Origin of the sequence: Corynebacterium sp. UMB0012, from assembly GCF_030216265.1 — a bacterium.
Lineage (GTDB): Bacteria > Actinomycetota > Actinomycetes > Mycobacteriales > Mycobacteriaceae > Corynebacterium.
The window spans coordinates 1-24,800 of sequence record NZ_JASOKQ010000025.1; the positions used below are offsets into that span (position 1 = coordinate 1).

19 protein-coding genes are annotated in these 24,800 nt (G+C 60.9%); 5 read left to right on the top strand and 14 right to left on the bottom strand.

The genetic code is table 11. The annotated features are described in order from the left end of the window. The 3 genes from QP324_RS10275 to QP324_RS10285 all read right to left on the bottom strand — a co-directional run. The coding region (locus tag QP324_RS10275) for a VaFE repeat-containing surface-anchored protein (protein WP_284815975.1) at positions 1 to 2,141 on the bottom strand (2,141 nt) is incomplete at its 3' end. 737 nt (positions 2,142 to 2,878) lie between these two features. Continuing rightward, positions 2,879 to 3,202, bottom strand: a complete 324-nt coding sequence (locus QP324_RS10280) for a malonyl-CoA-ACP transacylase (RefSeq protein ID WP_284815976.1) — start codon at positions 3,200 to 3,202, stop codon at positions 2,879 to 2,881. Between the two features lie 1,076 nt (positions 3,203 to 4,278). Continuing rightward, positions 4,279 to 5,571, bottom strand: a complete 1,293-nt coding sequence (locus QP324_RS10285; RefSeq protein ID WP_284815977.1) for an adenylosuccinate synthase — start codon at positions 5,569 to 5,571, stop codon at positions 4,279 to 4,281. An 87-nt stretch (positions 5,572 to 5,658) separates the two neighbouring features. On the opposite strand from QP324_RS10285, the gene QP324_RS10290 reads away from it, so the two are divergent. After that, positions 5,659 to 6,531, top strand: coding sequence for a hypothetical protein (locus QP324_RS10290; protein WP_284815978.1), 873 nt, complete (start codon positions 5,659 to 5,661; stop codon positions 6,529 to 6,531). A 53-nt stretch (positions 6,532 to 6,584) separates the two neighbouring features. Here QP324_RS10290 and QP324_RS10295 read toward each other — a convergent pair whose 3' ends face one another. After that, positions 6,585 to 7,784 (bottom strand): aromatic acid exporter family protein, encoded by a 1,200-nt coding sequence (locus QP324_RS10295; protein WP_284815979.1) that lies wholly within the window; start codon positions 7,782 to 7,784, stop codon positions 6,585 to 6,587. 167 nt (positions 7,785 to 7,951) lie between these two features. On the opposite strand from QP324_RS10295, the gene QP324_RS10300 reads away from it, so the two are divergent. Next, positions 7,952 to 9,031, top strand: coding sequence for an HNH endonuclease signature motif containing protein (locus QP324_RS10300; RefSeq protein WP_284815980.1), 1,080 nt, complete (start codon positions 7,952 to 7,954; stop codon positions 9,029 to 9,031). Positions 9,032 to 9,145: 114 nt separating this feature from the next. Here the strand turns inward: QP324_RS10300 and fbaA are convergent, their stop codons facing one another. The 9 genes from fbaA to QP324_RS10345 all read right to left on the bottom strand — a co-directional run bounded on the left by fbaA (position 9,146) and on the right by QP324_RS10345 (position 21,103). Further along, the gene (fbaA, locus tag QP324_RS10305; RefSeq protein WP_284766681.1) at positions 9,146 to 10,180 is read right to left on the bottom strand and encodes a class II fructose-bisphosphate aldolase; all 1,035 of its coding nucleotides are present in this window, start codon (positions 10,178 to 10,180) and stop codon (positions 9,146 to 9,148) included. Positions 10,181 to 10,326: 146 nt separating this feature from the next. Continuing rightward, positions 10,327 to 11,517, bottom strand: a complete 1,191-nt coding sequence (locus QP324_RS10310) for a glycoside hydrolase family 76 protein (protein WP_239279368.1) — start codon at positions 11,515 to 11,517, stop codon at positions 10,327 to 10,329. A 54-nt stretch (positions 11,518 to 11,571) separates the two neighbouring features. Further along, positions 11,572 to 12,255 carry a TrmH family RNA methyltransferase gene (locus QP324_RS10315; RefSeq protein ID WP_239279369.1) on the bottom strand — a complete coding sequence of 228 codons (684 nt, stop codon included), beginning with the start codon at positions 12,253 to 12,255 and terminating at the stop codon, positions 11,572 to 11,574. Beyond that, positions 12,242 to 12,832: an orotate phosphoribosyltransferase gene (pyrE, locus tag QP324_RS10320; RefSeq protein ID WP_284815981.1), complete on the bottom strand. Its 591-nt coding sequence runs from the start codon at positions 12,830 to 12,832 to the stop codon at positions 12,242 to 12,244. The genes QP324_RS10315 and pyrE overlap by 14 nt, the downstream gene beginning before the upstream one ends. Positions 12,833 to 12,887: 55 nt before the next feature. After that, positions 12,888 to 14,363, bottom strand: a complete 1,476-nt coding sequence (locus QP324_RS10325; protein WP_284815982.1) for a hypothetical protein — start codon at positions 14,361 to 14,363, stop codon at positions 12,888 to 12,890. A gap of 93 nt (positions 14,364 to 14,456) precedes the next feature. Beyond that, positions 14,457 to 15,314 carry a sulfurtransferase gene (locus tag QP324_RS10330; RefSeq protein ID WP_005329334.1) on the bottom strand — a complete coding sequence of 286 codons (858 nt, stop codon included), beginning with the start codon at positions 15,312 to 15,314 and terminating at the stop codon, positions 14,457 to 14,459. A 56-nt stretch (positions 15,315 to 15,370) separates the two neighbouring features. Further along, positions 15,371 to 17,926, bottom strand: a complete 2,556-nt coding sequence (gene clpB, locus QP324_RS10335) for an ATP-dependent chaperone ClpB (RefSeq protein ID WP_179387042.1) — start codon at positions 17,924 to 17,926, stop codon at positions 15,371 to 15,373. 132 nt (positions 17,927 to 18,058) lie between these two features. After that, on the bottom strand, positions 18,059 to 19,471 hold the full coding sequence (locus QP324_RS10340) for a TetR/AcrR family transcriptional regulator (protein WP_284815983.1): 1,413 nt from the start codon (positions 19,469 to 19,471) through the stop codon (positions 18,059 to 18,061). A gap of 258 nt (positions 19,472 to 19,729) precedes the next feature. Continuing rightward, positions 19,730 to 21,103 carry a sodium/glutamate symporter gene (locus QP324_RS10345; protein WP_284815984.1) on the bottom strand — a complete coding sequence of 458 codons (1,374 nt, stop codon included), beginning with the start codon at positions 21,101 to 21,103 and terminating at the stop codon, positions 19,730 to 19,732. Positions 21,104 to 21,282: 179 nt separating this feature from the next. Between QP324_RS10345 and QP324_RS10350 the strand changes: the two genes are divergently transcribed. Beyond that, positions 21,283 to 22,455 (top strand): 2-polyprenylphenol hydroxylase, encoded by a 1,173-nt coding sequence (locus QP324_RS10350; protein WP_284815985.1) that lies wholly within the window; start codon positions 21,283 to 21,285, stop codon positions 22,453 to 22,455. Here QP324_RS10350 and QP324_RS10355 read toward each other — a convergent pair. Continuing rightward, positions 22,452 to 23,267, bottom strand: a complete 816-nt coding sequence (locus QP324_RS10355; RefSeq protein WP_284815986.1) for a carbon-nitrogen hydrolase family protein — start codon at positions 23,265 to 23,267, stop codon at positions 22,452 to 22,454. The two genes, QP324_RS10350 and QP324_RS10355, sit on opposite strands and share 4 nt — an antisense overlap. Positions 23,268 to 23,358: 91 nt before the next feature. Here QP324_RS10355 and QP324_RS10360 point away from each other — a divergent pair, with 91 nt between their 5' ends. Continuing rightward, a complete protein-coding gene (locus tag QP324_RS10360) occupies positions 23,359 to 23,622 on the top strand; it encodes a hypothetical protein (RefSeq protein WP_284815987.1) in 264 nt (87 codons plus the stop codon). Next, on the top strand, positions 23,619 to 24,785 hold the full coding sequence (locus QP324_RS10365; protein WP_284815988.1) for an alpha/beta hydrolase: 1,167 nt from the start codon (positions 23,619 to 23,621) through the stop codon (positions 24,783 to 24,785). The genes QP324_RS10360 and QP324_RS10365 overlap by 4 nt, the downstream gene beginning before the upstream one ends. Positions 24,786 to 24,800: the final 15 nt, after the last annotated feature.

A 24,800-nucleotide genomic window follows, 5' to 3' on the forward strand; every position in this document is an offset into this window, starting at 1 on the left:
TCCACAATCTTGGCACCAGCAACAACTTCCTTCGAACCATTCTCAAAGTCCGCGTTCGTAGAAACAATCGCGTTCTTGTGGGAAGTTACGGTCTGGGCCTGATCATTGATGTCACGGTGTTCGGTAATCTTCTTCTCTTCATCAGAGTTCGGAGTTTCCTTACCGTTCTCATCGACCTGCTTGGAAGTCAGAGTCTCGAAAGCAACCGCAGCCTCGATGACGCCCTCAACATCGTCGTTGACCTTGATGTCAACGACCTGCTCACCGGCAGACTTCTCCGGGGTGAAGGTTTCTTCGCCCTTGCCGACGACCTCGTGCTCACCCTTAGCATTCTCAGCCTTGTTACGCAGCTCGGCCTTCAGGGTGTATTCCTTACCCGGAACCAAGTCCGTGTACTTAACGGTGTCCTTGACGGTGACGCCAGCCTTTACCTGCTTAGCGTTGTCAAAGTCAGCGTTGGTCTCAATGGACGGGGTCCACTTGGTGTTAACGGTCTGCATCTCATCGTTGATGTTTTCGTGAGTAGCAATCACGTTTTCATCGGTGGAGCCAGTGGTCTCGTTTCCGTCCTTATCTACCTCGGTAGATACCAGCTTCTCGAAGGCAACCGCAGCGTCAACAGCAGGATCTGCCTTGTCATTGACGGTGATCTCAACGGCCTTTTTTCCGGCGGACTCTTCCGGAACCAGTACCGCAGAACCTTCACCCAGTTCGGTCTTGCCATCTGCCTTAGAGATCAGCTTTGCCTTCAGGGTGTACTTCTTACCCGGGACAAGGTCCTTATACGTCACAGTGTCAATAACCGTGGCGCCCTTCTCTACACGGTCGCCATTCTTGATCTTGGCCTCCGTCTTAATCTCCGGATTAAGATCCTTCTCCTGCTCCTCCGTAGTCGGTGTCGGATCAGGGTTGGGCACTACATCAGTAGTCTTACCCGGAGTCGGCTCGCCAGTATCCTCCGTAGTGGTTTCCTCAGGAGAGGTCGGTTCAGTAGTGGAATCCTTAGGAGTGGTCTCCTCAGTATTGGACGGCTCAGACTCGGTAGTCGTCTCGCTAGAAGAAGTCTCCTCCCCCGGATTCTCAGAGGTAGTCTCTTCCGTCGTGTTCTCCTCGGTATCTGGGTTCTCTGGAGAAGTAGTCGGCTCGCCAGTATCCTCCGTAGTGGTTTCCTCAGGAGAGGTCGGTTCAGTAGTGGAATCCTTAGGAGTGGTCTCCTCAGTATTGGACGGCTCAGACTCGGTAGTCGTCTCGCTAGAAGAAGTCTCCTCCCCCGGATTCTCAGAGGTAGTCTCTTCCGTCGTGTTCTCCTCGGTATCTGGGTTCTCTGGAGAAGTAGTCGGTTCTTCAGAGCCGCCACCATTGTCCGGAGTATCCGGCAAACCTGGCTGATCGACCGGCATCACACGCTGTCCCATAGGCTTACCCTGCAGTGCGCCATCAGGGCCAACGATGGTAATAAAAGCATCCTTCGGCTGCTTTGGAACTTCTACATTTGGATCACGTTTGTAGACCGCATCCATGGCATTTACAATGTCGAGACCCGTAAGCTGCTTAAATTCTTCTGCAGAGCCAGTAAACTTCGGGTAGTGAACGGCGTTAATTTCACCGTAGCCAGGATCTTCTCCGGTAATAGTCAAGGCAGCGGCCGGACGGCTAGCCGGATGAGCAAGCAAGGCTACCAAATACACAGAGTAATTTGCTGCCGCTGCTTTATCTCCCCGTTCGGTTGCGTCACGCAGCTTCATAGCCAAACCAATAGCAGCGTCGTGATACTCGTCCGGCAATGCTACCTTGCCTGCAGTTTCCTTGTCGTAGAGCTGCATCGTCTGCATCGGACGTCCGACGAGAGTGTCAATGCACCAGCCCCAACCTACATTGTTCTTGGGATTACCCTGAGATACGTCAGTACCACCCTCATGGTGCTCGGGGGCTCCAGCCCACACAAGATCACCCCAGGATTCATCGGCACCCCCCTTACCGGCTTGCGAACCTAAGTCCATATTCGGCACGAAGTCGGTAGGCTCAGCAGCCTCCGCCTTACCCGCCGGAACGGTGACCATGGCCGCAATTACCGCAATTGCAGCGAGCACTGCGGTAAAGACCATCCACCCCTCTCGGGATATGTTTCTTAATTTACTCATTCTTTCCTCTTCGAGCGGTACAAATACTTACATTCGTTTTCCTGTACAGCGAGTGTTTTCGCTGAGCAGAACCTGAAATTGAGACTTGAACACACTGCGGTTAATCAGGGTTTTGAACCCGAATCTGGATTAACTCTTATCGTGCCCTCAGGATAATATCACGGGAAAATTTAAGGCGCCAGCCAGAAAATATTAGAAAACTGCACGTTATGCAGGATTTCTAATCTCATACCCACAGGTAGATGCTTTTATTTTTACGGTCAACCCAGTATTAAATACAGATGTTCGATGCCCGCTAGGCACTTTCTAAGGCTAAAGAGTTAAGCCGCTAGCTTAACCATTACTAAGATTAGATTTAACTAGACCTATGCAAACACTTCCATACGCTGCGTTTTATCTAACTTCACGCAAATTCAAGAGAGAGATTTGCACGGGCTTTCTTCGCATTACTCCAGAATCATCCGTAGAAAGTTGGTGTTACAGGTGTGACTGGAGATCATTCGAACGGGGCGTGCACACGTTCGATATACCAGACGTGTAGTAAGCCTTAATCTTATTGCCATTCACCTTCAAGAAGGCATATGTGAGCAAAAACTCTGCCTAGGGTGGTCACAATCACACTTAGGGGCCTCACACAAGGGTGAGGGAGAATTGGGCAAAGAAAAATCCGCACGGGCCTCGGCTAGCAAATGCTTTACCTAGACCGCAGTGCGGATCCTGAAGGAATATACCAGGTCTTAAAGAACGGCAGTGACCTGGTAACCCTTCTCCCGTAGGAGCTGGGAGACTGCCTTGAAAGTAACGTCATCCTTGTCCGGGTTGTAGGTCTCCGGATTCAGGACAATATTGGCGGTGTCGCCTTCATAGCGGACACTGATAAAGTCGTAGCCGGCTTCGGCATGCGCGGCGTCGATAAGAGCCTGCACGTCGTCGGTGTTGCCCTGCTCAGCAACAGCAACCTGCTTCTGCTCAGGTGCCGGCGCAGCCTCCTGCGCTGGGGCGCCCAGGCCAAAGAAGCTCATAATCGTGGCGAGTAGGCCACTCAAAAGCTTGATAATCATTGAAGTAACTCCCTGTGTATTAGTGCGCGGAAATAGGGTCCGCGAAAGCTGAAAATTCTCTGTGCTTAAAGCCTGCTTAATTTTAACTTAGCATTTAGGTATGCACAACAGAGAAAGACTTAATTCAGCATGTTAAGGCTGTGAGGACAGCTAAAAAGCACCTATATATCCCAGCACCTGTGCTTCGCCTCTAGGGTGGGGATTGCTCCCCTAAGGAAGCGGGGAATTACCCAGGCAATAGGAAGACCTGGGTTGTCTATCTGAGGGCTGAAGGAATCCGCATGTTATGGACAGATGTTAGTTACTGGGGCCAGAGCCCAGACAATGTAATGCCACGCGATTCATAAAGGAGCGCTTCAGCATCACATCAATCTAGTTAGCCTGGCTAGCTGAGCACCCGCTGTAGATACCCAGCCGGTTCGTCAACGGGAAAATCTGGGCAGCAAACTAGCAGACGATGCCACTAGTCAGTGCAGGAACCTGCTCTACGCGTGGGGAAACCCGAGATATTCACGGTCAATCTATAAAGCTGAACGTAGCCAGGAACAGCAGCAAGGCCCCGCCGATTGCGGCTGGGATACAGTGGCATCGCCCGATGTCCGAGAATCCAATGGATAGGCTTAGCAGAAGGAAGCACCCAGCGTAATCGATGCGGCTTGGACAACGACCGTTGCTACACCTTCATTCCTACCCTTGCCCCCTCAACGAAGAGGGTCCCCTCGCGCTCCAATAGTTCACTGCAAGCGAAGGTAAATCAATTACCACCCCTACAATGGCGGCGGTCTTAGAAGTGACACCTTCACCTTTATTTGTCACTGTGTCGAATATGCCGATGCTTAGGGGGACTGAAGCCGTCGTGGTTTCCTTGGTATTTTCAATAAACTTTTTAAAGTAAATTGATGGTGTTAGCTACTACTGTCGCCTGGTAAAGAAGTCTTATCGATCGCGTTAAGAGAGGTGCCACTCCTCCCCTCCTGTAGCTACGCACTAAGCTTCCAAAGAAATGCCAAGAGCCCCGCGACGCAGTGGAAACACTACGCGCCGGGGCTCATTCGACGATTGAAAGCGGAATTGCTTTACTGATCTTCCATCACATCGTGGCGAATAATGGTCTGGTCGCGGCCAGGGCCGACACCGATATAGGAAATACGGCAGCCGGATAGCTCTTCTAGGCGCAGGACGTAATCCTGTGCCTTCTGCGGTAGCTCCTCAAAAGTGGAGCATTCGGTAATGTCCTCATCCCAGGCCGGCATGGTCTCAAAGATCGGCTCGGCGTGGTGGAACTCGGACTGGGTAAGCGGCAGCTCGTCGTAGCGCTTGCCGTCGACGTCGTAGGCCACGCAGATCGGAATCTCACCGATGCCGGTAAGAACGTCCAGCTTGGTCAGGAAGTAATCGGTAAAGCCGTTCACGCGGGTGGCGTAGCGCGCAATGACGGAGTCGTACCAACCACAACGGCGCTTGCGGCCGGTGTTCACGCCAATCTCGCCGCCGGTGGTCTGCAGGTACTCGCCCCACTTATCAAAGAGCTCGGTGGGGAATGGACCAGCGCCCACGCGGGTGGTGTAGGCCTTGATGATGCCCAGCGAGGTCTTGATACGGGTCGGGCCGATGCCGGAACCTACGGAAGCACCGCCGGCGGTCGGGTTAGACGAGGTCACGAACGGGTAGGTGCCATGGTCCACATCCAACATGGTCGCCTGGCCGCCCTCCATGAGCACGTGCTTGCCGGACTCGAGGGCTTTGTTGAGCTCCAGCTCGGCGTCGATAACCATCGGGCGCAGGCGATCGCGGTAGCTCAAGAAGTACTCCACAATCTGGTCTGCCTCAATGGCCTTGCGGTTATACATCTTCACCAGCATCTGGTTTTTAATGTCCAGCGCAGACTCCACCTTCTGGCGCAGGATGGACTCATCAAAGATGTCCTGCACGCGGATGCCAATGCGCGCAACCTTATCGGCGTAGGTCGGGCCAATGCCGCGGCCGGTGGTGCCGATAGCGCGCTTGCCCAGGAAGCGCTCCTGCACGCGGTCCAGGGTCTGGTGGTACGGCGCCACCAGGTGCGCATTGGCGGAAATCTTCAAGCGCGAGGCGTTCGCGCCGCGGGCCTCAAGGCCATCAATCTCATCAAAGAGCGCCTCAAGGTTGATCACTACGCCATTGCCCAGCACCGGGGTGGCGTTCTCGGACAAAATGCCGGCCGGCAGGAGCTTCAGCTCGTATTTTTCGCCGCCTACCACGACGGTATGGCCGGCGTTATTACCGCCGTTCGGCTTGACCACGTAGTCAACCTTGCCGCCGAGGATGTCGGTCGCTTTGCCCTTGCCTTCGTCGCCCCACTGGGCGCCGACAATGACGATCGCTGCCATTGTTTAGTCACTTCCTCATAATTGAAGCCAAAATACTCTCCAACTTTACACTTTCCCGGCGCAAAAAGCCCGCGTAGCATTGTCCGCATGCGTTTTTTGTTCCTCCGCTGCGGCGCCCCGGGCGTGGCCATGCCTGCCGAAGCCCACGACCTCTCCCCCATCCCTACCCGCAAAGAGCTCGCGCTTATCGACGCCTTCCTCAACCCCCTCCTCCCCACAGACCCCACTCCCTCGCTCGATGACATTGCCGCGCAACCCGACGTTCGCCACCTCGGCGCCCCCGAACCTGCCCCGCAGGCCCCGCACCTAGCTGAGCCCGCCCGCATCGTCGTCGCCGGCTCCGACGCCGCCCTCTCGGCCGTGCTCACCCGCCTCATGCGCTCCGACCGCCTCTGGGCCGAGGTCGCTTTCATCCCCGTCCCCTCGGCCGCAGCCTCTGCCCCCTCAACCACCGCGCCGACCGCCTCCCCCGCATCCGCCACATCCGCGGCCGCGCAGAACTGGGGAATTCCCACCTCCCCGGCCGAGGCCCTCGACTTCGCCCGCACGGCCCCGGTCCGCCCTGCGCCGCTCATCCGCAACGATTCCGGCCTCGCCGTCGCCGGCTCCGCCACCATCTCAGACGCCGCAAATGGCTCTTTCACCGGCGAAGTCATCATCGACGACCACACCCTAGCCGCCACTTCCCCCAAAACCTTTGGCGCGCGCCTCGTCCCGATGACCGACGCCCCCGGCATCCTCGCCGCCCGCGCCACCTCCCCCGTCGAGTCGCAGGGCCGCCTGCGCTCGCTCCTGCGTAAGCCCGGTCAGCTCGACCCCGAATCCGTCAGCACCGGCCGCGCGGTCCAGGCTGGCGGCCCGCAGCTGCGCGTCATCGTCGATTCTGTCCCTCACAAGCGGCCGGTGACCCGCGTGACGTTCTACCGCCACCTGCGCGACCTCCAGATCGTCCGTCCTTAGCCCCGCGCGACGTCACTCATTGCGCACGGCGTCTTTATCTACGCGCGAGGACGCTAGTCCTCGCGCCCCCACACCTCCGGCGGGTAGGCCGGGTGCTGCGAGGTCGGCACCAGGTGCGCCACGGCCGACTCACGCGACAACCCGCACACCATCAGCATGTCCACCACGAGGGAGCGCGTTTGGCCCAGAATCATATAGGCCGAGAGTGTGCCTTCTTTATCGATAATGTCCAGCCCGGCGCGCCCGCCCACGATGCGCAGGCGTTGCACAAGGTCCGGAATCTCAATCGCCTCGTCGTGTCCGTGCTGTTTGCCTTGGCCGTAGAGCTCGCTGATAGCGAGGATGACGTCGGAAAGCTCATCGAGCAACTCCAGCTGCTCCTCCGAAACCTTATCGCGGTCCTCCGTCAGGCCCAGCGCCTGGCGCGAGAGCACGCGTACCCCGCGCACCGCGTTATCCACCGGCATGAGGATGCGCTCCAGCGAGCGAATGCTGCGCCGCGAGGCCCACAACAGCGGCGAGACCTCCGAGGCCTCCCTACCCGATTGCGCCGCGCTCAGCAGAGTATTGATGCTATTTTGCGTACCGCGTACCGCCTCGCGCGCATCGCGGATGACGGCGGGGTCTTGGTGGCGGATGCCATACGTGACGTCGGCAAGAATGCTCGAGGCAATTTTTAACACCTTCGAGACCTCGCGCCGCGCCTCCACCAACGGGGAATTAGGAATGAGCGCAATGGTGATAAGGCCAATGCCAGAGCCGATCATCGCGTCAATCGCGCGGTGCAGGCCGCCTGGGCCCTCTGTGGGTGGGAAAATCGTGGCGATCAAAATCGCGCCAAAGACAATCTGGTTGGTCACCAGCGGCGACTTGGTCAAAAACGAGCCCACCACCAGGCCCGCGCCCACAATGAAGAAAATCTGGAACGGCCCTTGGCCCACGATTTGGAAAAGTAAATCGCCCACGGCCACGCCAATGATGCCGCCAATCGACATTTCCAGCGCCTTTTTCATCCTGTCCCCGCCCGAAAGCCCCAGAATGATGACCGCGGAAATCGGTGCGAAGAACGGCTGCGGGTGCCCCACCACATCGCCGGCTACCCAGTACGCGAGCGCCGCGCCGATAGTCGCCTGGACGATGTAGACAAACCGCGAACGGATGCGGTTTACCCGCGAGAGCACCGAGCGGTCAATCACCCGCAGCTTTTGCCGCGTTGAGACTCTTTCCTTCGCTTCCGACATGACTTCCAGCATAGAAGACCGCCCTTACCATCGCCGCCGTCCCCGCGCATCTCGGCCGCCGGCCGGCTTGTGGATAGCTCTTGCCGACGCCCCCTTTTCCCCCCCACCTATCCACAATTTCGCCCTTCCCGGCCGCGCACCGCTTGTTCGGCCCTCGCGTGCCCTTTAACTTCGGCCGTGTGAACACCGAATTTCTCTTGCTATGCCGCCGCGGCGTCGATCTCGTCGCCGATTTTCAGGGCTGCTCCGAAGACTCGCTCCTCGAGGCCGGGGCCAGCCCCCTTCTGGCTTCCCAGCTCGCCCGCCTGCAGCACGTCTACTTCGGCCGCACGTCCAATTCCCGCAAGCAGCGCCTCGCGCGCGATGCCGCCCGCACCCGTGCCCATGACCTCACCACGCTCGATAGCATCGAATCCTATACCCGCCGCGTGCGCGACACCAGCCGCGCCTGGGACCTGCGCCTAGAACTCTGTCGCACCGAGGCCCGCCTCATCCCTTCTGTGGCCAAGAAGCTCCTCAAGCAGCTCAATCCTCCCCGTCGCCCCGAGCCCGGCGTGCGCTATACCCGCCGCCCCGACGGACCCCACACCATCTCCATTACGGCCGATCCCACCGATATCGCCGATATCAAGGGCGTGCTCTCCTCCGTCAACAAGGACGATCCCCTCGCCGCCGCCAAGAAGGTCCTCCTCGAGGGCAACCCCGGCGCACTGCCGGCCGTGCACACCAACGTCATCCTCACCCTGGACCAGCTCGACCGCATCGTCGCCGCGCCTGCCGACGCCTCCGATATCACCCTCCAGCTCACCAACGGCGCCCGCATGACCGGCGCGCAACTCGTCGCTCGTGCCTTAGCCCAGCGCGGCTATGTCAGCCTCGTTCACCCCGAGCACGGCCCGGTGAACCTGTACCGCACCGAGCGCATGGCCACGTGGAAGCAGCGCATGCTCGCCGCAGCCGAGCACCCCGTGTGCGCCTGGCCGGACTGCAATACGCCTGCCGACGACGCCCAAGTCCACCACCTCACCGCCTGGTCCGCCGGTGGGTCTACCAACCAAGAAAATCTGGTCACCTTGTGCGCGCACCACAACGCCGTCAACCAAGATGACCCCTCCCGGCCAACGGAACGCGGCCGCATGGTACGCATCGACGGCCGCATCGCCTGGATACCACCGTGGAGCAACACCCCACGCTTCGTCCCCAGCCCCGCTAGGCCGCCAAACCCCAACCACAATCCCACCCCCACACACAACCCCTAACTGCGCCGGCCGAGAGCACGAAAAAGCCGCCTCCCACGCGGGGAAGCGGCTCATTCGGCATGCCTATGTGCGAGGCTGCCTCAACTTAAAGCAGTGTGGAGCAGCTAAGGGCAATTACTTGGAAATGGACTTGCCCACAGAGTGCAGGTCCTGGCAGGACTCGATGACGCGCTCGGACATGCCCTGCTCTGCCTTCTTCAGGTAGGAGCGTGGATCGTAGACCTTCTTGTTGCCAACCTCGCCGTCGATCTTGAATACGCCATCGTAGTTCTCCATCATGTGGCGAGCGATCGGGTTGGTGAAGGCGTACTGGGTATCGGTGTCTACGTTCATCTTGATGACACCATAGCGAAGTGCCTCTTCAATCTTTTCCTTCTCGGAGCCGGAGCCGCCGTGGAAGACGAAGTCGAATGCGTACTCGTCCTCACCCAGGCCGAGCTTCTTCTGTGCCACCTTCTGGCCCTCGAGCAGGACCTCTGGGCGCAGCTTCACGTTGCCTGGCTTGTAGACGCCGTGAACGTTGCCGAAAGTAGCGGCCAGCATGTAGCGGCCTTTCTCGCCGGTGCCTAGGGCATCGATGGTCTTCTCAAAGTCCTCTGGGGAGGTGTAGAGATTAGCACCCGCCTTGGCCTGGACGCCGTCCTCTTCGCCGCCGACGACGCCGATTTCGGCCTCGAGGATGACGTGCGCGTTCTTGGCCTTTTCCAGCAGCTCCTGGGCGATGACCAGGTTCTCGTCGATGGGAATAGCGGAGCCGTCCCACATGTGGGACTGGAACAGTGGGTTCTCGCCGCGGTCGACGCGCTCCTGGGAGATTGCCAGCAGTGGGCGGACGTACTCATCGAGTACCTCCTTCTGGCAGTGGTCGGTGTGCAGCGCGATATTCACGCCGTAGTGCTTGGCGGCCTCATGAGCGAATGCGGCCAGTGCCTGAGCACCCTTGACCTTGTCCTTCACAGCCAGACCGGAGCCGAAGGCGGCACCGCCGGTGGAGAACTGGATGATGCCGTCGGACTCGGCCTCAGCAAAGCCCTTCAGAGCTGCGTTAATGGTCTCAGATGAGGTGCAGTTGATAGCTGGGAACGCGAAGCCATTCTTCTTCGCGGTATCCAGCATCTCGTTATAGACCTCAGGGGTTGCAATTGGCATGAGTTTCCATCCTTAAAAAGTGGGTTTGTGGTCAAACACGTTCCAGCACCCAAGTATGCCCGTTTCACGAAAATTCTGCCGCAAAAACCGTGTGACATTTTCAACCCGCTCATTTCCGGAGCCAATCCCCCTCTGAAAAGCGTGGATTATTTAGACATGTGCCGCGTCACGCGAGCGCAGGCCTCCATCAGCATCCACCCGGAGAGTTGCACGGACAGATCACGCTCATCTACGCGAATGATGCCGACCTTCTCACTCATGGTGCGCCGGCCGAAGCCGTAGTTATGTGGCAGGCGCGCATCGGACAACCAGTCGGATCCGAAAATCGGCAGGCCGTCGACCTCGAGGCGGTGCTCCCACACCGACTCGGCCGAGGCCACCACCATGCGCGCGGCCAGCTTTTTCGTCGCACGGTTGGCGGGGGAATCGCCGGGCAGGCGCACAGCGACGTCGGCAAGATAGCGCATCAAAATTCCCTTAAACAGGCCACCGTCGCCATCGCCGGTCTCCCAGTCCACCACGCCCGAAGGCGTAGCCATGCCCGAAGCCACGGTCTGCACCAAGCCCCGGATGCGGATGATGTAATCCATCATCTCGGAAGCCATCTCGGCCTCGTACACGCTGTCGATGTGCTCCAGATCGCCCACGCCGGCCTTTTCCCGCAGCGCCAGCACGATTTCCAGGCACGCGCCGAGCACTACGCCCTGGCAGTAGGGGTGGATGTTTTTTACCACCTCAGGGCCGTCCATGCGCATGCGGACGCCGTCCATGATGTAGCCGTCGTCGTCAAGCAGGTGGTCATAGATCCAGTCAACGATGTGGCGTGCTTCCTCAATGCGCCCCATCCGCGCGAGCATGATGGCGCCCGGGCCATTGGAGGGCACGTTCATGAAATTCTCGCCCAGGCGCCACGGCAGCACACCAAGCGTTTCATCGAGGCCTTCGTGGATATTGCGCTGCAGGGCCGCGAGGCGCTTGGGCGTCTTTGCCTTCTTCAGTCCTTCCACGCGGCCGAAGGCCAGCGCGAGCCAAGCCTTGTCGTCGTAGTACTTATTCTTGGTCAGCTGCGCGAGGTTGCGGATGCGAATGCCGCGCAAGGTGTCATAGATGCGGTAGCGGCGCACCTTGGTGTTATTGCGCAGCGCCGCATCGACGAGGCAGTCCAGGTAGTGGGCCTGCCACCAGTAGTGCCAGTGGACAAAGAGTTTTTCCTTCGTGGTGGGCGGCCAGCTAACCACCGCTAGATTGGTGCGAGGCAGGCCCCACACAGAGTGCGCGTGGCGCTCATTGATGGCGGCCTCTGCGAGTTCGGCGCGGTGGGCCCATTTTTCTTCCACGGTTCCTCAATCACTCCAGTCGCACGGGTAGATACAGCTAGTGTAGCGATCTTCCTACCAAGAATTATCCAGATCGGCGTGCTGGCGGATCCAGGCGTGCATGGCGATGCCGGCCGCGACACCCGCGTTGATGGAGCGGGTGGAGCCAAATTGGGCGATGGAGCAGGTCATCACCGCGGCATCTTGGGCTGCTTGCGTCACGCCGGGGCCTTCCTGGCCGAAGAGTAGCAGGCTGCGCTCCGGCAGCTCGGCCGTTTCCAGGGGCACGCAACCGGGGGTGTTGTCGATGGCAACGACGGTAAGGCCCTCCTCGGCCGCCCAAGCAATAAGCTTCTCGACGCTCTCGTGGTGCATCAAGTGCTGGTACCTATCCGTGACCATTGCCCCGCGGCGATTCCACCGCCGCCGGCCGACGATATGCACGGTATCGACGGCGAAGGCGTTGGCGGTGCGCACGACGGTGCCGATATTGGCGTCGTTTTCGAAGTTCTCGATGGCGATGTGCAGGCTATGCCGGCGCTTATCGATGTCCTCTTTGATCGCTTCCCTACTCCAGTAGCGGTAGGCGTCGACGACGTTGCGACGGTCGCCTTCGGCAAGCAGCTCTGGATCGTATTTCGCGGCCTCCGGCCCTTGCGGCAGCGGACCTTCCCAGGGGCCTACGCCATGGCGGCCCTCGTTCCACTCGGTCGGGCCCTTGGCCTGGTCGGCCGCGCCATCTGCGTTAGGCGAGGTCAAGGTCGCCCAAGCCCAGCAGGGAGCGGCACTCGAGGCCTTCTGCGGCGATGACGTCGCCGGCGCCGGTCTCGCGGTCCACAACGGTCGCCACGCCCACGACCTCGGCGCCGGCCTCGCGCAGCGCGGCCACGGCGGTCAGCGGGGAGTTACCGGTAGTGGTGGTGTCTTCTACGACAAGAACCTTCTTGCCTTCTACGTCCGCGCCCTCGATGCGGCGCTGCATGCCGTGCTTCTTGGCTTCTTTGCGCACGACGAAGGCGTCGATATCGCGGCCTTCGGCATGCATGATGGAGGTAGCAACCGGGTCGGCGCCGAGAGTCAGGCCACCGACGGCCGCGAAATCCCAATCTGCGGTCAACTCGCGCAGCAGGGCGCCGATAAGGCGGGAAGCTTCGTGATGCAAGGTAGCGCGGCGGAGATCCACGTAGTAGTCAGCTTCCTTACCTGAGGACAGGGTCACCTTGCCGTGGACGACGGCCAGTTCCTTAACCAGTTCGGCGAGGCGGGCCTTCTTCTCGGCGTCCAAGTTCTGGGCGTGCGCGTTCTGGGCGTTGGTGGTGTGAGAATCCACAGTCATCTGCTCCTTGTTGTGGTTCGGGGACGGCGGCCGGCCGCCGGTATCGGACTCTAGGCTACTCTCCCCGGCGCGGGTCCGATTCCTCGGCCGCGGAGTCGCTCGCCGGGTTGGGGTCGGCCTGGTTGCGATCGGCCGCGGACTCGCTCGCCGGGGTGGGGTCGACTGGGTTGGGGTCGGCCGCACGGAGGCCATCGGTGGTGGAGTCGGCGGAGGGGCTGTCGAAGATGGAGGCGGCGCGGAACTGCTGGCGCGGCAGGCGGGCGGTATGAGAATCGGGGTTGGGGCGCTCGCGGCCGTCGGCAATGGCGTCTACTTCGTCGCCGCCGAGGGCGCTGTGCTCGACCGGGCCGCGGGTTTCGGAGTAGGCCCGAGACGGCATCTGCAACGGCTCTTCCGGCCGTTGGATGACGGGTCGCTCGAATTCGGGCGCGCCTGCGGTCGGCGCGCCGCCGACGACTTCGACGATGGGCTGGGCGGGAATCTCGCGCGCTGGGTCCAATTCCTCAAGGCGCACCACGTGGGTGGCCGAGGAACGCGGGGGGAGGACGCGGGCGGCGTCGGCAAGCAGGGCGAGAGGCGGCAGCATCGCGTCCCATTCCGCGGAGCGCGCCTGCTTCGTGGTCTGCGCCAGGACCCACTCTGTTTCCATCCACAGTGCGGTAACGGCCTCGGGCATTTGCTGGAGGGCGACGTGGACGCGCTCGTCCACCATGCGCTCGGTCACGGCGCTATCCGAGGAATACACATCGAAACCCTCGATGGTCATCGCCAACAGCAGGTCCTCGGAAGCCTTCGCGTCGTCGCGATCGAAACGACGGAAGTCCACCACCATGTCGGAGGCTGCGCCGGTGCGCATGGCCATGACGTTGACGCCATCGATATCCATCAACAGCATCTCGTGGCCGTACACGTTACCGGCGACAATGTCTTTGGGAGCCGCGCCGGTGGAGGCCACTCCCCTGGTCCATTCGTCTACGAGGTAAGGGTCGGCCTTCATGAATTCAAATCCCTTGGCTTCCGCCCAATTGCGGCGCTCGCGGCGCATGGTTCCCGGCAGGATCGGCCGGTGACGCGCGTGGGGCTTGGAAGGTGCAGGGTGCTCGCTCGCGGTCTCGTGGCTCGGCTGGTGCTCCGGTTCGGGGGCCGGCTCGGGTTCGTCAGTTGGCTCAGGTTCTTGCTGGGACGGGGTCTCGGTCGCGGGCTCGGGAGTGAGCTCCGGTGCGGGAGCTGACGCATCTGCTTCGGTGGCCGGGGTAGCCGGGTCAGCGGCAGGGGCACGCTCGGGGGCCACGCTCGAGGCCGAATCGGCAGGCTCGGCCGGGGCAGCGTTTTCGGGCGCGGCGAAGGTGGATGCGGAGTCCGTTGGAGTGGGATCTGCGAGAGCGGCATCAGCGGGGGTGGGTTCCACGGAGCTGGGGTCTGCGTCGGCGGAGGGTGTAGGGGTGGAGGTGCGCTGTTTGCCGTCGTAAAGCAGCAGGGCACCGCCGGCAATGCCGAGAAGAACCGCGAGAGCAAGGATTAGAAAAGCCATCACCCCACGATAGTAGTAGGAACGAGCAAGCCCTCAGCGCTCGGCGCGCGGACGCGGGAGGCTGAGGGCGAAGCGAGGGGCGGACTGGGGCGATTAGCCGTTGACGGTGAGGCGGTCGCCGCGCTCGACGGGGTTGTGGGGGTTGGCAGACCACTGGGACCAGCCACCGACATAGTGGCGCAGGCCGGTGAAGCCAGCGTCTTCCATGGCGGCCAAGGCGAGGGCGGAGTGGTTACCGGAACCGGAGTAGATGATGGCGCCTTGGACGTTGTCGGGGGTGAGGCCGGCGTCGAAAAGCACTTCGCGGATTTCGCCCGCGGACTTCCAGGTGCGCAGGCCATCGTTGTGGAACAGGCGCTCCGGCACATTGACGGCGCCGGGGATGTGGCCGGCCTTGAGGTCAAGGTTCTCGCGACGGCCGGCGAAGCGGTTGCGGGTGCGGGTATCGATGAGCAGGCCATCGTGATTGCGCACGTCATCGATGGTGGCCACGGGCATCTGGCCCGGGTTGACCTCGGCGGTGGCACCAACGGCGAAGTTGCCAGGGCCGGTAAGCGTGGTATAGCCCAGGTGGCGCCAATTGGCTAAGCCGCCGTCGAGGATGCGGACGTTGTCCAGGCCGGCCCAGCGCAAGGTCCACCAGGCGCGGCCGGCGAAAAGGCCACGGCCTTCGTCATAGACCACGACTGGGCGATCCTCGCGGATTCCCCACTGGCGGAAGTGCTCCTGCAGCTTATCCGGATCCGGCAGCGGGTTGCGGCCTACCTGGGAGCCGGGCAGGCCGGCGAAGGAATTGGCGGTATCGCTAAATAGTGCCGTCGGGATGTGCAGGGAGGTGAATTCGTTATAGCTCTGGCGCAGCTGCGGCTGCCAGTGGGTGGCCAAGAGGGTGAAACGCTCGCCGTGATAAATGGATTCGCGGAGTTCTTGCGGGGAGACCAAAATGCTCATGCCCCCGAGTCTAGGGGCATGAGCAGGATTTGGCGCGGCGGGCGCTGTGCGGCCGACTAACGGGCGGCGATGTCTAGCTCGGCGCCGCCATCGGCGACGTCCACGTGGACGGTGTCGCCATCAACGATGTCGCCGGCCAGCAGCTTCTTGGCGAGCTTGTCACCAATGGCCTGCTGGATGGTGCGGCGCAACGGGCGGGCGCCATAGGCCGGGTCGTAGCCGCGCTCGGCGAGCCAGGACTTGGCGGAATCCGAGACCTGCAGGGTCAGGCGGCGGGCGTCGAGGCGCTCGGACAGGCCGCGCAGTTGGATGTCGACGATGCCGCGCAGTAGCTCCTCAGAAAGGGGCTCGAACATAACCACATCATCGAGGCGGTTGATGAATTCGGGTTTGAAGGCCTTCTTCACCGCGTCCATGGTCTCCTCGCGGGTGCCGCCGGCGCCCAGGTTGGAGGTCAGGATAATAACGGTATTGCGGAAGTCGACGGTGCGTCCTTGGCCGTCGGTAAGCCGACCTTCATCCAGGACCTGCAGGAGGACGTCGAAGACGTCGGGGTGGGCCTTCTCTACCTCGTCGAAAAGCACGAGCGTATAGGGGCGACGGCGCACGGCCTCGGTGAGCTGGCCGCCAGCCTCGTGGCCGACGTATCCCGGAGGGGCACCGACGAGGCGGGAAACGGAGTGCTTCTCGCCGTACTCAGACATATCGATGCGCACCATGGCGGATTCATCGTCAAAGAGGAAGTCCGCCAATGCCTTCGCGAGCTCGGTCTTGCCCACACCGGTGGGACCGAGGAAGAGGAAGGAACCGGTCGGGCGGTTGGGGTCGGCCACGCCCGCGCGGGAGCGGCGAACGGCGTCCGATACAGCAGTGACGGCTTCCTTCTGGCCGACCACGCGGTTGCCCAGCACGGATTCCATATTGAGCAGCTTCTCGGTCTCGCCCTGCAACATCTTGCCGGCCGGGATGCCGGTCCAAGCAGAAACGACCTCCGCGATGGTGTCTGGGCTTACCTCCTCATCGAGCATCGTATTGCGCTGCTCGGCGGCCTTGACCTCCGCGGCCGCGAGATCCTTTTCCAGCGGGGGGATCTTGCCGTAGTTGATCTCGGAGGCGAGTGCGAGGTCGCCGTCGCGCTCGGCGATTTCAGCTTGGCGGCGCAGGTCATCGAGTTCTTCCTTGATGTTTTGGACATCATCGATGGCCTTCTTCTCATTGGCCCAGCGGGCCTTGAGCTCGCCGAGCTTCTCGCGCTGGTCCGCGAGCTCGCCTTGCAGGGTGGCTAGGCGATCCTGGGAGGCGGCGTCAGATTCCTTCTTCAGCGCCAGCTCTTCGATCTCCATGCGGCGTACGATGCGCTCCAGCTCGTCGATTTCCTGTGGGGAGGAGTCGATCTCCATGCGCAGGCGGGAGCCTGCTTCATCGACGAGGTCGATGGCCTTATCCGGTAGGAAGCGGTTGGTGATGTAGCGATTGGATAGCTCGGCGGCCGATACCAACGCGGAGTCCATGATGCGCACGCCGTGGTGCACCTCGTAGCGCTCCTTCAAGCCACGCAGGATGCCGATGGTGTCTTCCACGGAAGGCTCGGCGGCGTAGACCTGCTGGAAGCGGCGCTCGAGGGCGGCGTCCTTTTCAATGTACTTGCGGTACTCGTCCAAGGTGGTGGCGCCAACGAGGCGCAGCTCGCCGCGGGCCAGCATGGGCTTAATCATGTTGCCGGCGTCCATGGAGCCGTCGCCAGTAGCGCCGGCGCCGACGATGGTGTGCAGCTCATCGATGAAGGTGATGATCTCGCCCTCGGAGGACTTAATCTCATCGAGCACGGCCTTAAGGCGCTCCTCGAATTCGCCGCGGTACTTCGCACCGGCGACCATGGAGCCTAGATCCAGGCTGATGAGGGTCTTGCCCTTGAGAGACTCGGGGACGTCGCCAGCCACGATGCGGCGGGCCAAGCCCTCCACGATGGCGGTTTTGCCCACGCCGGGTTCGCCAATGAGCACTGGGTTATTCTTCGTGCGACGGCTAAGCACCTGGACCACGCGGCGGATTTCCTGATCGCGGCCGATAACCGGGTCGATCTTTCCCTCTCGGGCGCGGGCGGTGAGGTCCGTGGCGTACTTTTCTAGGGCCTGGAACTGGTCCTCCGGGTTCTCAGAGGTCACCTTGGCAGCGCCGCGGACGGAGGGGAAGGCACCCTTGATGGCGTCATAAGTAGCACCACGGCCGGTAAGTAGCTCGGCGGCGTCGGTCTTAGAGCCGGCGATGGCGGCGAGGAGGACCTCGGTGGAGACGAATTCATCGCCCAGCTCCCCGGCCAGCTCCTGCGATTTAGTCAGGACGTTGAGGCCGTCGCGGTTAAATTGCGGGTTGGCCATATTGGCACCCTCGGCCTTGGGATAGGAATCAACGAGCTCGCGGGCTTCCTTGAGCACGGTATCCGGGTCTACGCCGGTGGCCTTAAGAACCGGGGCGGCAATGCCGCCTTCTTGGCTCAAGATAGCGGCCAGCAGATGGGCCGGGCGGATATCCGGGTTGCCATTAGAGGAAGCTGTTTGCAGGGCGTCCTGCAGGGCCTCTTGTGTTTTAGTGGTGGGGTTAAATGAGTTCATGTGTGCGTTGCTCCTTCTAAGTTTTATTCACCCACTGTAGGGCTTCACTTAGCACAACGCACCCAGAGTTGAGCCTATTCCACTCAACCTAAATATTTTTGAGCGTGGGGAGCTCAACTTTGCGCAGGACTTTTAAACCTGCTTGTATTCCTCGTTTTCGTGGCCCAGAATCTGCAAGCTATGCGCGATGGCAAAGAAGGATACGGTCACTACCTGAACAAAAAGCGCCCACTTGAGATCTTCATTAAAGGTTTTGAAATCGCCGATACTGCACAGATGGGCAATGCCATTGGCGCCGGCCCATACAGCCAAGGCGCTGATATAAACCAGCTGGTCGGTGGGGGTAATTCCCATCTCGATGACAAACTTGCGGAGTAGGTCCATCATGATGGCAAAGTTCTTGGTCATGCCCTGGTGCGAGCTGCCATCACCATTGTGTGGAACGATGGAACCGCTGGCCAGAGCGATAATGGAGCTGAAACGCTCTGGGTACATCATCGCGTAATTAAAATAGGCGGCCGCAACAATCTGCAGTTGGTCTACGGTGGGGGTGTCCTCCGGAAGCGCAGCAAGGCAATCCTCGAAGACCTTGGCCATTTCCGTGGTGGTGAGGGTTTCTGCCACCTCACGCAGCGCGAAATCGTTGTCCACGATGGTGGTCAGGAAGTCTTTGGAGGTACCAAGCTTTTCGGCCACGTGGTCAAAGAAGCGGCGGTCGACACCGCGGCGACCAGCCACGCGCAGCGCGGCCTCGATGATGACCTTCTTGGCTTCCTCGGGATCCATCTGCTCAAGGTTTTCCGGAGCTACGAAAGGCTGTTCGCGTTCGCTTCCCATAACCCCTTCTACGATGCCGCGGGCATCGTTCATAATGGGGCGGCGTTGCGGGATCTGCTTATTCTTAAACCAATATTGCAGGGCATCGACTACGAGGCGATCGACCTGCTTAAGGTTGGCGGCGCGAATAACGGCGTGCTGCAGGCGCAAGATGCCCACCACACTCAAGTGCCCCATGCCATGAATGACCGACCAGAGCGCCAAAGTGATGCGGCCGATTTCCAAGGGCGAGATATCTCCATCTGCCGCTACGACGGCACCCTGTTCTTCGGCAAAGCGCTTGACGACGTCCAGCGCCATGTCCGCCCCCGGAGTCCCCGACTTTTCCCCCTTGGCAAATTGGCAGACGTGCTCCTCATCCATGGCATCGTACCGCTCGAAGAGGTAGTGGTAGATGGCGGGCTCGTCATGGGCGTAGGCAAAGTAGGCCTCTGCCAGCTGCATGAGGACATCGCCGCCAGAATTACCCTCCGGCAGGTGGCATGCTGCTTCCACCATGTATTCAGACATACGACGATCCAAGAAGGCGGGGATTTCCGCGAGCATGTCGGCGCCGCTGGCAAATTCCTCAGCCACCGCCTGCGACGAGAGACCGGCCTGGTCCGCCACAGATTCCACGGTAACGGCCTGCTCGCCTTCGCAGCCCGCTACATAAACAGCGGCTTCCAGGATGATCACCCGCCTGGAAGCCCCATCTAACTGGTACATCTAGTTCCCCATCAAGACAAAGATTAATACCCGCTAATTCTAACAAAATTTAAGGTACAGGGATAACCCCCAATCGAATGCCCTTTCTCGAGAAAATCTTTTCTCACCGATGTTAACGGTGGTAGCGCGGCCTATAGGCCATGGTCGCGGCCATGAGGGTTTCCACCAATCCCGCACCGACGAGAAATATTCTTAACTTTTATGCGGTCAATCTCATAGTTTTTTAAGGCGGGAAGGAGGGGGCGTCGGCAAGCGCGGCTATGCTTGCTTCTGTCCTACATGGCCGATGCCCTCCTGGAAGATAGTGCCGCGCGGCGGCATAAGGCGCATGGCCTTGAAGGCAATGTAGACGCCGATGGAAATCGCCAAGGAAATGGCGCCGAAGACGCCGGTAAATCCGTACATGACGGCCATGGGCGCGATGATGGTCCACGAGATTTCAAACGGGCCGAAACCGATATAGGCCATGCCGTATTCGGACAACGTGCCGGACTTGAGCTTAGGATCCACAATCTTAAGGATGGCGATGCCGGTCGCCACGGTGGCGGTGGCCCAGCCCCAGCCAAAGATGCCGCGCTCGATCCAGCGCTCACCAAAGAACTCGGCCGGGAACCACAGCAAGAAGAACACGCAGAAGATGGTGCCCAGGACGAAGAGCAGGAGAAGTGCCTGCCAGTAGGAGGCAATAGCGGCCGGGACGATGGCAGACACGCCGAAAGCGATGAGGTAGTCCGTGGCCGCGCCGGAAATGGAGGAAATGGAGTCCTTATCCAGATAATCCTCGGCGCCGACGAAATTCATGACCGCACGGAAGAGAAGGCCCACCACCATAGACATAGCAAAAAGCGGCACGGAGACGTTTTCCCAGATGCTGCTCAAACCCTGATTGATGCCGTAGGCGGTCATCACGGTCAAGATGATGAAGCCAAAGTGCAGTGCGAGCGGCTCGATGGAGGAAGGGTTGGTGGTAGCGCGGCCGAGAGACGGGCGCTCATCAATATTCTTGATGTAGCCGCGACGCAGCTCTTCCGGCAGCTCCTTGGGTACGTGGGAGACCTTGCCCTTGCGGATTCCCCAGTTACCGGCGATTACGCCGCCGATGATTGCGGCCAGCGTGCCGACGGTCGCGGAGGTAAAGCCGAGCGAAGACGCGGCATCAGCGCCCACGCCCTCCAGCGCGCCGCCCACGGCCGCAGCAGTACCGAAGCCGCCGGTAAAACCGACGGGCAGCATCATGCCGAACCAATTCGGGGTATCGAAAAGCGGCGCAAAGAGGATAAGGCCCAGCACGATAAACAGGCCCCACTGGCCGGTGAACATCATGGTGGAATAGCCCCACATATTGCGCGCGCCCTTGCCCATGTTGCCGCCCACTTCCATGGAGTAGGCCATGGACGCAAAGACCACCGCAATGAGGATGGAGGTGTAGTCACCCAAATTATCGGAGAAGTTGATCCAGCCCAGCACGTTTGGACCTACCAGCAGGCCGATAAGGCCGGCGGTAATAGGGGCAGGCAGCAGCAGGTCCTGGAAGATGAACTTCACCTGGTGACGCAGGACGTTGCCGATGACCATAAGCAAAGAAATCCAGCCCACATCCAACATGAGCGTATAAGCGGAAAAATCTTCCATGGGGACCCTTTCTAGCTGTGCAATTATGGCGGCTTGCCCCCGTTAGAGGGCAGACGGATAGGGAATACAATACCTTTCGCTAAGTGATCCACAACATAGGCTCCCGTTTTCACCCCCACTACAGCTTTCAGTAGGTAGCTCGACCCCCAGTTGGGCGCTGACTATTAGGATGATGTGACATGTGGGAATTGGGCGAGCATTTTCGAAATTACGCAGACGAGTACCGCGATGCGGTCCACGAGCATTTCTTTAACGCGGTGCCTGAATCCCGGCAGATTTTTGCCCTGTCGATGCGCGATACCCATACCTCGATGGTGCCTGCGCTGGCGTGGGTGATTGAACATACGGAGCCTGGGGAGCCCCTGCTTGCCGACGTCTCCGCAAAGCTCACCCAGCTCGCCCGCGATCACCGCCGGCATGGGTTTCCGCCCGAAATCTATGCCCGCGTCGACGATGCCCTCGTGGCGGGACTGCGGGTTTTGGCGCTGACGCAGTATCAATACAACTTTGCCTGCGACGTCATCCACCAGGTATGTACCACGATGGCCGACGCCGCACGGGAATCCGACGCCGCCGGCGAAGCACCGGCGCACTCGGCGCAAGTGGTAGCTGTAGATCACCCCACCCGCGAGACATCCATCATCCGCGTGGAGGCTGGCCTGGCTGTGCCCTACCAACCGGGGCAGCACTTTCCGGTGACTACACAGTACTTGCCCGGGCAATGGCGGATGCTCTCCCCTGCGCAGCCTAGCGACGGGACCGGTCAGCTGATCTTTCACGTCTCCACCGCGGGCGAGGCTTCCCGGTCCCTCGCGCACGCGCAGCCCGGAGACTGGTGGACCTTGGGCCAGCCCGCCGGCGGCATTAGCCTCCAGAACGCGGGCGCAGGTGAACTGGTCATCATTGCCTACGGCACCGGCTGGGCCACAGCCCGCTGCGCGGCGCTCGCCGCGCTGGGCGATAAAGTCCGCAGTCGAGTACCGCGCCTCTTTGCCGTGGCGGGCAGCCCCGGCGCCCACTATGACACCTACTTCCAGCAGAACCTAGCAGCGCTCGGCGTACCGGTGCGCCGCATCGTGCGGGAAGAAAAAGACCCGTGGTTGCTCAATGCCCGCGAATTGGCACCCGGCGCCGACTACGTGGTCTCCGGGGAGCCGACCGATGTAGTAGTCAACGAGGTGGAGTTATCCACAGGCACTCCCCCGCGCTTCCTACTCGTCGGACCGGCCGAAGAAGTTGTGGAAGGTGAGGAAGAGTTGGTTCAAAGGGGCGTCGGCAAGCAGAACATCGACCTCCTTAGCTGGGGCCGCGACGGGCGCTGGCAGCCGGAAGACTACGCGGCACTGGCCTAGTCCGCAGTGGCCACGACCGGCAGGGCGCGGCGGGTTTTCGCTACCTCATTCGGATCGATGTCGGCATAAAGGATGTCATCCTCGTACCCGGCCTCGGCCATGCGCACGCCATTCGGGTCAACGATGGTGGAATGGCCAATGCCCGTTGGTCCGGAGGGATTGCCCGCCTCCGCCTCGCCGCCTGGGCGCGATTGGCCGGCCGCGAGGATATAGCTGGTGGAGTCCAAGGCACGCGCGGCCGTGAGCAGGCGCCATTGCTCCAGCTTTCCGGGGCCGTCCGCCCAGCTCGTGGGCACAACAATGAGCTGCGCGCCCTGGCTGGCCAGCTCCTTAAACTGCTCCGGGAAACGGATGTCATAGCAGGTGGCTACGCCCACAATAAGGTCATCCACGTCGAAGGCCACCAGCGATTCGCCGGCCAAGACCGTATCCGATTCGCGGTAGTCAAAGGCATCATAGGTATGAATCTTGTCGTAGCCACCCAGTACGCCAGGACCTGCAATGAGCGCCGTATTGGTCACGCGATTAATGGTCTTGCCCTCGCGCTCCACGGTATCGGCTGGGCAGAACATGCCGGCCACGACGGTGACCTCGAGCTCCTCTGCGAGCGCTTGGATCGCCGTGGCGAACGGGCCTTCGAGCGTCTGTGCCTGCTCATCAAGGCGCCCAGAGCGGAAATTCTGCGCCGTAGCCTCCGGAAGCACGATTAACCGCGCCCCGTTTCCGGCCGCCTCACGGATCTTGGCAAGCGCCAGTTCCTGGTTCTCGGTGATATTTCCGGTGGATGTTAACTGCACTGCTGCTACCTTCATGCCTCCCAAAATAATGAAGCAGGGCGGAGTTATCCACAGGCTGCGCCTCTCCCCCTAGCGCGGCGTTGTATGGTCCTTCAGGCTTAGGGGCATGAGTTATGTAGAAATTCCCACGCACCTGCCCGATTACGTCCGCTCCCTCATGGCGCGTCCTCCGCTGCCACCGCCGACGGCCGCGCTCGATACCGCCTGCCGCACCGCGGCCGCACTAGAGCGAGCCCGTGCCGCCTGGTCCAGCACCGTGGCTGCAACGGAGGACGCCACGGCTGAGCAATTGCGCTCCGTTGAGGCCTTCCTCGTCACTGCCGCCGGGGTAGATTCCCGCCTGGGCCATGCATTGGGAGATGCGCGATGACCCTATCTATGGCTTTAAGACATGGCGCCAGTACGTTGCACAGCGAACGCACTGAACTGCGTTTTCGATTTTTAGATGCACACCAGGATTGGCGCGGCCTATCACTGAGTGGCCCCGCTGGTGACGCCGCCCGCACCAGTTTGGCGGGCTACACCGACTGGCTGGCCCAGCCGCTGCACCAGATGGAGCAGGTTGCCACCACCCTTGAGCGCCACGCCAGCCTGCAAGCCCGCCGCGAGGAACTCGAAGACCGCATCATCGCATTTCTAGGACAAGTAGATGAGCGCAATGGCGCCGCGGCCAGCGCCGCCGGGCTCTTGTTGAATCAGGTGCGGGCACTGGGCGATTCGCTGGATTGGCTCTGCTCCCAAGAAATCGATGCCCTGTGTACGCCTGCCGGGGTCGCTCCACCCGTTCGCCTGGAAGACTTCTCCGATCTTCCAGTGGATACCGTCCACGAGATTAATCTTGCCCAAGCCAGCGAGCACGTATCTCAGCTAGCCGCGCAGAACCCAGATATGCGGGTGCTAGAAACTAGCGACGGACGGCTCGTAGCCATGGTGGACCCCGGCGGCTTCCGGACTACGCCGGCATCGCTTACCACCTTTGTGGAAGGAGTTCACTCCTCCGATCCAGAAACCTGGCAGCGCGCGGTGGACCGCGGCCGCAATCTTGCTAAGGCCAGCGGCGGGCCGGCGGTGGTGTGGTTAGGCTACCAGGCGCCATCTTCCCTGCCCCGTGCGGTTCACGCCACTCCCGCGCACACTGCCAGTCAAGAACTCGCCCGGTTTCAACGCTCGCTCGGTAAACGCTATCCGCAGGCCAAGCGCACCGTTGTGGGATATTCCTATGGTTCTGTTGTCACCGGGCATGCCGCACAGCAGGAAAGAATTGCTGATGACGTAGTGCTCGTCGGCAGCCCTGGCACGGGTGCTGGCCACGCCTCAGAACTGCATGGCCGCATCTGGGCAGCCACAAATGCCAACGACCCCATCGCTATTACGACGGGGCCTAACGGCGGCATCCATGGTCCCGATCCCACCGTTGATACTTTTGGTGCCACTCCCCTCCCCGGCGCGGATGGCCTCCCTGGCGATCATGGCTCCTATTGGGAGGACCCGCGGTTCTTGCGTGGCCTAGGCCAAGTGGCGCGCGCGAACTAATCCGAGGGGTACGGC